The organism is Gluconacetobacter asukensis (assembly GCF_014174375.1).
In the GTDB taxonomy this organism is placed as follows: Bacteria; Pseudomonadota; Alphaproteobacteria; order Acetobacterales; family Acetobacteraceae; genus Gluconacetobacter; species Gluconacetobacter asukensis.
Genome location: NZ_JABEQE010000028.1, coordinates 1 through 9743 on the forward strand (window position 1 = coordinate 1; position 9743 = coordinate 9743).

At 61.6% G+C, this 9743-nt stretch carries 10 protein-coding genes and 1 tRNA gene; 7 read left to right on the forward strand and 4 right to left on the reverse strand.

Annotated elements, in window-relative coordinates; translation table 11 throughout:
* Positions 1–37: 37 nt before the first annotated feature.
* Positions 38–111: transfer RNA gene (locus HLH35_RS18570), tRNA-Met, on the forward strand.
* Here HLH35_RS18570 and HLH35_RS18575 read toward each other — a convergent pair.
* The 4 genes from HLH35_RS18575 to HLH35_RS18590 form a co-directional block, all read right to left on the reverse strand.
* Entirely contained in the window at positions 71–1759 is a 1689-nt protein-coding gene (locus HLH35_RS18575; RefSeq protein ID WP_182980573.1) for a recombinase family protein, read from the reverse strand. The genes HLH35_RS18570 and HLH35_RS18575 overlap by 41 nt on opposite strands.
* 32 nt (positions 1760–1791) lie before the next feature.
* The gene (locus HLH35_RS18580) at positions 1792–2136 is read right to left on the reverse strand and encodes a type II toxin-antitoxin system RelE family toxin (protein ID WP_182980565.1); all 345 of its coding nucleotides are present in this window, start codon (positions 2134–2136) and stop codon (positions 1792–1794) included.
* Positions 2129–2392, reverse strand: a complete 264-nt coding sequence (locus HLH35_RS18585; RefSeq protein ID WP_010511780.1) for a type II toxin-antitoxin system RelB/DinJ family antitoxin — start codon at positions 2390–2392, stop codon at positions 2129–2131. Before HLH35_RS18585 ends, HLH35_RS18580 begins: the two co-directional genes overlap by 8 nt.
* A 107-nt stretch (positions 2393–2499) precedes the next feature.
* Complete coding sequence (locus HLH35_RS18590) at positions 2500–2748, reverse strand: hypothetical protein (protein WP_182980575.1); 249 nt, start codon at positions 2746–2748, stop codon at positions 2500–2502.
* 525 nt (positions 2749–3273) lie between these two features.
* Between HLH35_RS18590 and HLH35_RS18595 the strand changes: the two genes are divergently transcribed.
* The 6 genes from HLH35_RS18595 to HLH35_RS20425 all read left to right on the forward strand — a co-directional run bounded on the left by HLH35_RS18595 (position 3274) and on the right by HLH35_RS20425 (position 9738).
* Entirely contained in the window at positions 3274–3945 is a 672-nt protein-coding gene (locus tag HLH35_RS18595) for a DNA methyltransferase (RefSeq protein ID WP_182980566.1), read from the forward strand.
* Positions 3946–4263: 318 nt separating this feature from the next.
* On the forward strand, positions 4264–4740 hold the full coding sequence (locus HLH35_RS18600; RefSeq protein ID WP_182980574.1) for a DUF2840 domain-containing protein: 477 nt from the start codon (positions 4264–4266) through the stop codon (positions 4738–4740).
* A 1090-nt stretch (positions 4741–5830) separates the two neighbouring features.
* Positions 5831–7618: a relaxase/mobilization nuclease domain-containing protein gene (locus HLH35_RS18605; RefSeq protein WP_408870143.1), complete on the forward strand. Its 1788-nt coding sequence runs from the start codon at positions 5831–5833 to the stop codon at positions 7616–7618.
* 162 nt (positions 7619–7780) lie between these two features.
* On the forward strand, positions 7781–8215 hold the full coding sequence (locus HLH35_RS18610; RefSeq protein ID WP_182980568.1) for a ribbon-helix-helix domain-containing protein: 435 nt from the start codon (positions 7781–7783) through the stop codon (positions 8213–8215).
* 293 nt (positions 8216–8508) lie between these two features.
* Positions 8509–8856 (forward strand): hypothetical protein, encoded by a 348-nt coding sequence (locus HLH35_RS18615; RefSeq protein ID WP_182980569.1) that lies wholly within the window; start codon positions 8509–8511, stop codon positions 8854–8856.
* Positions 8857–9246: 390 nt separating this feature from the next.
* Positions 9247–9738, forward strand: coding sequence for an invasion associated locus B family protein (locus tag HLH35_RS20425; protein ID WP_408870144.1), 492 nt, complete (start codon positions 9247–9249; stop codon positions 9736–9738).
* Positions 9739–9743: the final 5 nt, after the last annotated feature.

The window sequence follows — 9743 nt, forward strand, 5'->3', positions numbered from 1 at the left end:
CGGTCGCCGCCAGGTCTTCCAGTCTACCCAACACCACCGCGGGGTGGAGCAGCCCGGTAGCTCGTCAGGCTCATAACCTGAAGGCCGCAGGTTCAAATCCTGCCCCCGCAATACCCGATACCGACACTCCCGAAGCCCTGGCTCCGGGAGTGTTCGCGTTTTTGGCTCCCTGACCGCGTGAGGCGGCGAAATCCAGCAGGTTTCCGAGTTCGCCATGGAGCGTGGCGTGCATCTCGCCCCGGCCCTTGCCGGGATGAAGCACGATCTTCTCGATCAGCGCTCGGATGGTCTCTGAGGCTTCCTGCCGGTCCTCGGGATGGTTCAGGGTCTCGGCCAGCCGCTCGACCTTGTGCCTGAAGATCCCGGCGACGTTGGGATGAATGTCCGGCACGTCCTGCGGCTGGGCGGCGAGCAGGGCGACCAGTTCATCCTCACGGGCCTCCATTTCGCGCATCCGCTCGACCATGCCGCGCGTGTAGCCGCCATCCTCGATCACCTGGAGCATCTGTTTCAAGCCCTTACGCAGCCTGGTCAGTTCCGCCTGCCATCCCGCCGTGTTGGCGCGGCGTTCATGGTTGGTGCGATTGGTTTCCTCGACATAGGCGCGCATGGCCTCCGCAGCGGCTTCCGGCGTCATCAGCCGGTCCTTGAGACCCGACAGCACCCGGTCTTCCAGTTCCGGGCGACGGATCGTGGTTTTGTTGGCGCAGGAGCGGTTGTCCATGTGGGTGGAGCAGGCGAAGCGGTCGCCGCCCCGGATCGAGCAGGGACCGCCGCACACGCCGCAGAACACCAACCCCGACAGGAGTGACTTCGGCCGACGCTGACCGTTGAGTCGATTGTTGGAGGCGCGGATACCGGCGCTGATGTTCACGCTTTTCTCGGCGATCAGCGCCTGCCGGTCGCGCACGGCCTGCCAGAGACCGTCGTCCATGATCCGCAGTTCGGGAACCTCGGTGACGATCCATTCCGATTGCGGGTTCAGTCGCGAGACGCGCTTGCCCGTCTGCGGGTCTTTCAGGTAGCGAAGCCGGTTCCAGACCAGCCGTCCGACGTAAAGCTCGTTGTTCACAATGCCGGTGCCACGCAGGGCGTTGCCGCGCAGGGTGGTGTTGTTCCACTTGCCGCCCGTAGGACTGGCGATGCCTTCGTCGTTCAGGCGGCTGGCGATGGAAAGCGCGCTGCGTCCTGACGCGAACTCACGGAAGATGCGGCGGATGATTTCTGCCTGTGCATCGTCGATCTCGCGATCACCCCGGATCAGTTCGCCGCGCGCGTCCATCTGATGCACGACGCGATAACCGTAGCACAGGCCGCCGCCGGACTTTCCCGCTTCGACCCGGCCACGCAGGCCGCGATGGGTCTTCATGGCCAGATCCTTGAGGAACAGGGCGTTCATCGTGCCCTTGAGGCCGACGTGAAGTTCGCTGATCTCACCCTCGGCCAGGGTGACGACGGTGACGCCGGCGAATTGCAGACGCTTGAACAGGGTGGCGACGTCGGCCTGATCGCGGGAGACGCGATCCAGCGCCTCGGCCAGCACGACATCGAACTGTCCGGCCTGTGCGTCCCGGAGCAGGGTCTGGACGCCGGGACGCAGGATCATGCTGGCTCCGGAGATCGCCGCGTCACGGTAATACTCCACAACCTGCCAGCCCTCGCGCGTGGCGCGTTCTTCACAGAGACGGAACTGGTCTTCAATGGAAGCCGCCCGCTGGTTGTCCGAGGAATAGCGGGCATAGAGCGCGACACGGGTCATGGCGAATCTCCCGATAGGTGGTTTTGTAAGGTTTACCTCTTGCGGTTTCTGCCGCTGGGCTGATTTGTCCGATCGGCTGGCGTCTTCGGGATGCGCCCGGTTGCCGCCGTGTAGATTTCGTTGTCCTCACGGCGTCCTACCGCGATGACGAAGATGACGATCCGCTGTTCCACGACCTGATAGACAAGGCGATAGCCGTCCTGGCGCAGCTTGATCTTGTAGAATCCGGCGAGATCGCCGTGTAGTTCGTTACCGGGAGAGTGCGGGTTCAGAACAAGCTTTTCGAGCTTTTTCTCGAATTTCCTGCGAATGCTTCCGTCCAGCCCGTCCCACTCCCAAAGTGCACGATCATCGAATTCGATCGCGTATTCAGTCATCGGGATGGCGGGCCTTGAGTTCCGCCAGCGTCATGCGGTGGCGGGGGGCGGGATCGGCGAGGCGTTCACGGACGATTTCGATCAGTCTTGCATCTTCGTCCGTCACTAGCCGCCGCTTTACCGGCGGCTGGCCGGTCTCGGCGATATAGGCGAGGGTATCGCGCAGGACGTCGGAGAGAGACAGGCCGTGCGCGGAGAGTTTGGCGACAGCGGCGGATTTGAGGGCGTCATCGACACGGAACGTCACGGCGGACATGGCTTCCTCCTGATTGCAGGACAAATGTAATACATTTGTACGAATAAAGGAAGCGAAAAACAGGTGATCCCGGCCTGCCTGAAGTGGTCCCCTGGATATGATGGGCATCATTCATCCGGTTCCTTCCGACTTGCGGCACTTCGGTCTGACGGATCGTTGTCGTTGGCTGTGTCAATCTGACCCAGCCGTCGTTCGAATTCCTCGCGGGCGATCTGGCGTCCAAGCATCCTGGCGAGGATGAACACCAGTTCGTCCATCCGCGCTTTCATCGCCGGATCGGATGCGGTTCCCGACGGGTTATTATCATTGGCCGGCGCGATCGGCCCAGTCTTCGTCCTGCGGTCCTTGTCCGTCATCGTCCTGCCCTTTCCGTCTGGAGAGAACCGGAGCATGGCGCATAAAAAACGAATACTTCAAGGAGAACGCGTTGTACTTTTGAAGCGGGCAAATAGTACTGGTGTCGGCAATTGTCGGCGTGTGCGTACTCTGGCGTATTCGGGCGTAATCCGGCGGACGACAAAAGCAGAACATTCGGTGATATGATGAACAAATATTAATTATTCTGATGATTTTGTGAATACGCTGGAGAACCAGAGGCACTGAATCCTCAGTTGAACGCAGCACAATCCATGGCGTCCTGCAACATCCGGTTTTGCCATCGGGCCGGATCGTGACGGGGAAGGAAGGCCCTTCGCCTCCCTTCCCCCAAACGCCGCCTACAGAGTAGCAGGGCCGCGCGACGGCGCAGGGCTTCGCCCCGCTGGCGCGCAACCCGGCCACTCCCGCCGTCATTTGTCCCCAACTCTCCCGCGCGGTCACCCGCCTCCGGGAAGCACGCACGGTGCTTCCACCGGCTATTTTACCAGCAAGGAGTCAGGGACATGACCGACAATGCAAAAGGGGCCTTCCGTAATGTGATCCTTCACGGCGACAGCGTTGCCCTCATGCGCGCCATGCCGCGCGGGAGCGTGGATTTCATCCTCACCGACCCGCCCTATCTTGTGAACTACCGGGGCCGCGACGGGCGGACGGTGCGCAATGACGACAACACCGCATGGCTTCGCCCGGCGGTAAACCAGATGCACAGGGTTCTCAAACCGGGCGGGTTCATGGTCAGTTTTTACGGATGGCAGAAAGCCGACCTGTTCATGCAGGCATGGCGGGATGCGGGATTCCGTATTGTCGGGCATATCGTCTTTCGCAAGTCCTACGCTTCAACGTCCCGGTTTCTTCAATACACCCATGAAAGCGCTTTCCTTCTGGCCAAGGGTGACGCGGAACCGCCCCGCCAGCCCATCCCGGACGTGATCGACATGCCCTATAGCGGCAACAAAATGCACCCGACACAGAAGCCCGTCGCCGCACTTCTTCCGCTGGTTCATGCCTTCTGCCCGGCTGGCGGGTTGGTTATGGACCCGTTCGCGGGGTCCGGTTCCTCCCTGGTCGCGGCGCAGCATCTCAGGCGCGACTGGCTGGGCATGGAACTGGACGAAACGCACGCGGCGACGGCTTCCCGGCGGCTGACCTATTGGGGCGAGAGGCGGGCAGCGTAAAGCCCCCGCTCTTTTCCTTTCCGGCCTTTATGAACGGTTCCAAATGGCGCGCCGGTCGGCGGATCGAGGCAGGGGATACGTCCAAACCCCAGGCGTGGCGGGCTCGCCGGGCAAGCCCGGCTCGCGTGGTCCTTGACCTTTTCGTGTGGCTGCCCATGCGCCATGCTGGGTGCCCGCAACGCGGCGAGACGACGCGGCGCTCCGCGCCGCGAGCGGAACGCGCCAGCAGGCTGGCGCGTGAAAGTGAAGTCTGATGCCGTCATCCTGCCGACAACGGCCGTGCTGGAGGAGAGCAGTCGTGAAGAGGAAACAGACGTGATGGTTGATGATCCGCCCGCGCTGCTCACGACGGTCGAACTGACGTGGATCGAGAAGCAGGTGGAACGCTGGCTGCGCTTCGGGCGACCGGTCGCGGACACGATCCTCGACCGTCGCCGTCGTCTGTTGAGTTTTGCCTCCGGCAGCGTGTTCGCCTTTGTCCGCTGGGCCGCCAACGACTATGGCACGATCGCGTCGCACATCGACATCGTGCGCACGGTCGGCTCCGGCGAAGACTACCAGACCGTCCCATGCGTGCAGCCCGGTGGCGAGGTGTTGCTGCACCAGAGTTCGTGGCCGCGCGTCCAGCGTGTGCTGGAAGCGATCGACGCGGTCGAGGCGCAGGACATCGACCCGATGGAGGTCAGTCCCGACTACTGGCGATACCTGCACCATCGGCTGGAGGCACGGCAGCAGCCCGATCCCTATACCAAAGCACGACATCGGGCATGGCTGCGTCGTCGCGCGTTGCATTGACCGTCCTGTCCGCGTCTGGCTTACCGACGTTTGCCCGTGCCTTTCCCTCTCTTTCCGGCCAGCTTTTCCATCCTCCTGTCGCGTTCGTTTTGTGCCGGGACAACGCGGCGCTTCGCGCCGCGAGCGGAAGGCGTCGGCTGTGCCGCCGCGTCTATTTCGGGTCGCCTTTGGCGCTCCTTCGAACACCCTTTCGACGAACGATTCCGGCGTTGAATGACACGAGTTTTCCCGCACACGGAACATCATCCGCATGCGCTGGACGGGCGGCCCGGATGCACGACGAACGCACACTGACCGATTGGTCATTGTCGCCGGAAGTGTCGCCAGTTTGACGGTCCCCAGTCATGCGCGGATGTCGCTTTCGATCGTGTCCGGCGGATGGCTTTGACGTGTCCACGGCATGTCATAAGACGCACCGAAAGCAGGTCGCGGCGCAGCGTTTCGTTGTTCCGTTCGCGTGGTGTCGGGAGGCAATCTGTGGCAGGTTTTGCCAGTCCCCTCGGTCAGGCTGGAAGTGGCCATCAGATCCGAAAAAGTCTAATTCAGAGGCCGGAAAGAAGAAAAAACGTGAGGGCAAGATTAAAGGAACCGGCACCATAGGGCCGGTTCGCTGGGTTTTTCTTCTGTCTGCACATGGGGTTAGAGAAAATCTGAGTAGCACTCTAGATTTTGCTCGCCTGAGCCGTCATTTTTCAGGAGTGAGGGTTTCCCGTCGTTTCTGACGGCACTGTCCCCCCGAAAAGCCCGATTTTCGCGAGGTCTGGCCATGGCGCAGGATGACGACACCGCGTTCCGTCCCCGGCTGGGACGCATCCGCTCGAAGGGCGGCGCGGCGCGCGGTCACGCCGACTTTCTGGCCGCCGTTCGTACACAGGTCCGCGGGCAATCCCTGTCCCCCGGAAAGAGGGGAGGCGGCGGGTTGGGCGGCAGCAGGGGCCGCCGCTTCTCTTCTGGGTCTGGTGCGACCTCGCGTGCGGGGAGCGCGTCGCGTTCCGCGTCTTACCGTGGCGTCGGTCGTGGGCGGGGCGCATCCTTCGTTCGTGCGCGCGGGATTACCGGCTGGCGGCATCAGGTTCCTGGTTCCCGGCGTGTGACCGTGAAGGCGCGGGTGGTGCGTCAGGCCGGGAAGGGAGGCGGGGTCGCCGCGCACCTGCGTTACATCCAGCGCGATGGCACCTCCCGCGACGGCGAGCGTGGCGTGTTGTATGGAGCGGCGACCGATCGCGCCGATGCGAAAGCCTTCCTCGAACGCGGCGCGGACGACCGGCATCAGTTCAGGTTCATCGTCTCACCGGAAGACGCCGACCGGATGGACGATCTGACGGACTTCACGCGCGAGCTGATGACGCAAATGGAAGCCGATCTCGGCACGCGGCTGGACTGGGTGGCGGTGAACCATTTCAACACCGCCCATCCCCATGTCCATGTCGTGGTCAACGGCCGCGACGACCAGGGCAAAGACCTCGTCATTGATGGCGGCTACATCACCCACGGCCTCCGCGAACGCGCCTCCGAGTTCGTGACGCTGGACCTCGGCCCCGTGTCCGAGATCGAGCAGCGCCACAAGCTGGAAGCCGAGATCGACCGCGACCGCTTCACCCGCCTCGACCGTGCCCTGCTGGATCAGGCAACAGAAAACCATCTCGACATGCGCCCCGGCAGCGAGACGCCGACCTCCGATCTGGTGGACCGACGGCTGCGCCTGTCACGTCTCGCGAAGCTGGAACGCATGGGACTGGCCAGCCAGACAGCGCCGGGCAGATGGACGCTCGACGAGCGGCTGGAAGAGCGTCTGCGCAATCTGGGCGAACGGGACGACATCACTCGGCAGATGCACCGCGCCCTGAAGGCGCGCGACAAGGGAACAGCGCCGACACGCGATCCTGGGCATTTCCGCTTCCATGGCGAGGCCCCGGAGCGGCCGGTGGCGGGGCGGTTGGTGGACCGGCACCTGACCGATGAACTGGGGGAGAAACTGTCGCTGGTGGTCGATGGCATCGACGGACGGGTGCATCACCTGTGTGGCTTCGATCCGGCCCAGATGGAGGACATCCCCGCTGGCGCAATCGTGGAAATCGCCGCCGCTCCGGTTCCCGACAGGCCGCGTCCGTCCGACCGGACGATCCTCACGCACGCCGAAGACGGGATCTACCGCCCTTCCGTCCATCTGGAGCGGATGCAACTCGACCGCTGGAGCGTCAAAGGCACGCCGGAAGACCTGATCAAGGGGTATGTTCGCCGTCTGGAGGCTCTGCGGAGGGCGGGGATCGTGGAGCGGCTGGAGGCCGACCGCTGGCGTATCCCGGAAGACTTCCAGCAACGCTCCATCGCTTATGACGCCGCCCGTGCGCCGAAGGCGACGGTGCGGCTGCTGTCGGCCTTCGATCTTGAGGCGCAGATCGGCTCCGATGGCGCGACCTGGCTCGACCGGCGTCTGATGGCCGGGACCAGCCGGGACGGCGACCGGGTGGAGGCAGGCTTCGGGGGCGAGGTCGGCGACGCCCTGACCAAGAGACAGCAGACGCTGATCGACCGTGGGGACGCCAGCCTCACCCCGGAGGGCATGGTCCGCTACCGGAAGAACCTGCTGGCGACGCTGGAAGGGCGGGAGGTGGAACGGGTCGGGCAGGCCATGGCCGGGAAGCGGGAAAAGCTGTGGCGGCCTCTCGACCGGTTCGAGACCATCCAGGGCACGATGAAAGGCCCGGTCGATCTGGCTAGCGGGCGCTTCGCGGTGCTGGAGAGCGGGCATGAATTCTCGCTGGTGCCCTGGCGTCCGGAGATCGGCAGACAGCGCCAGAAGGAGATGGCCATTTCCATGGACGAGCATGGCGGCATCTCCTGGGAGCTGGGGCGGGGCAGGGGGCTTGGCCTGTAGCGGGATGCTACCACGAGTCGTTCCGAAACCCTGACAAACACCGACAGGAGCCGCCAATTTTACGCCAGGCTACGCCCCTGTACCATGCCGACCCATCAGGGACTTGCGCGACAAAAAATCCGCGTCAATCTGTCATCGGACCTCCAGATCGGGAGCACGGCAATGACCAGACGGCAGCGGATGAACGTGTATTTCGAGCCGGGCCTGTTGAAGCAGGTCGAGGCGTTGGCCGAGCGCCGGAAGGTGTCGAAATCGGCGGTGATCGAGGCGGCGGTGCTGTCGCTGGTCTCCGGCGAGGACGATGGACGCCGGGACGCGGCGCTGTCGAAGCGTCTGGACCGACTCGGACGGCGGATCGAGGATGTGGACGAGGCCGTCGCCGTGCTGGGCGAGGCATTCGCCCTCTATACTCGGAGTTGGATGACACACCAGCTTCCGGTCCCAGCGAACGAGAACGAGGCCGCCAGGGACCGGGCTGCGGAGATGTATGCCCGGTTCAACGAAATGCTGGTCCGGCGGCTGGCGAAGGGGCGCCGGTTTCTACATGATCGGATAAAGGATGTTGCCGGGCATCAGGTGACAGATAGGAGTGCATAACGCTGTGACAAGACGATATTGATAGCGCACGGACGTCTGTGACACAAACGGTGATCGTTGAGGCCCTCAGGTCCAGGCAGGGGCATGCTTTCATCCGAGTCGACAGACCGAAAAAACCTTATCTTGTCGAAATATGTTCCGTTTCGAATAAGAATTTTAATCGATCTCAGGGCTCGGTTCACCTGTTCGTATGAGATATGCTGGTTGGCACCCTGGTATTGAGGGCGTCATCAGTGATACTGGAATAGGCAAGCGTATAGCTTGCCCGACCTGCAGGTGCAGGAACATGATCCATGTCGGTGGGAGCTTGTGTTGAAAGGCAAAGGACTGTGACATCTTTCCGCGACTCCCGTTTTTATGGCTCCCGTGTTGATGCTGCGAAGGCAGAAAAGGGCTGGCTTTCCGAGGAAGAGTTCATCCGCCTTGGGCAACACGAATATCAGGACTATCGCCAGACTCATTATGCATGCGATTATCGCTCTCACGGCATGAATGTGGATGTGGGGGGAGTATTCAGATTTGTGGTGATCCTGGCCATCGGCTACGGGTTGCTGGAACTCTTGGTGTGTTTTCTGAGGTCGAGTTCTACGACCATTATTGCGGCCCTAATTCTATTATGGTTTGGTCTGCGGAGGCGCTGACACGCAAAATCCAGCGCTACATGGTAAGTTATACCAGTAGTTCAGTAGGTGTGTTTATCGGTCCAGGATAGTGTTGGGTACGGTTTTATGCACCATGAGAAATTCTAATATAGAATAATCATATAAGTTTATGGGAAAAGATTATGTTGCAATCATGTCACTGAGCGTTACATTATGACATAAATTTACCTAACCTTCTGCTGCTCGGTCTTGTGTGTAGTGTCATGCATCGGATATTTTTATGAAAATAAACATAGTCTGCGGGGCGGCGTGAAGAATTCGATTGTTGCAGTATCAGCGGGTGCGATTTTATCCATTTGTACTTTCGGTGCCGTGCATGGCGCTGAAATCTCGAAATCAAATGGTGCCCTAGCGGCGTCACCAACCGTTATGTCCGGTTTGGCGGGGGATTGGAGTTATCGCTGCACTTTCCCGTCGCCTGCTCCTGGTTCGGCCCCCGATGCATGCGTTTTGGAGCAGAGACTAGTGATGCAAAACGCGCAGAAACAGACCGTTCCGTTGGGTGGTGTCATTCTTGCGAGGAGTGTATCCGCATCTCGGGACGGTGCCAGGGTGGCGCAGCCGTGGCGTCTGACATTGATGACCCCGCTAGGTATGTCGCTCCAGGCGCCGGCTCAGCTTTCATTCGACAAAGGGACGGCTTTCCCCCTGCCTTTGCAAACCTGCGTGAGCGCGGGTTGTCTTTCTGGGCTGCCATTGTCCGATACGCAGCTTACAGCCCTGCGTCACGGTAAGGTCGGTCATATTGTGTTGACGAAACTGGCTGGCGGGACGCTGACGATCAATTTCGCTCTGGACGGGGCGGATACAGGACTGAGAACGCTCGAAGGATGGAGCAAACCTACAGCGTCATCGCGTTGAACGGT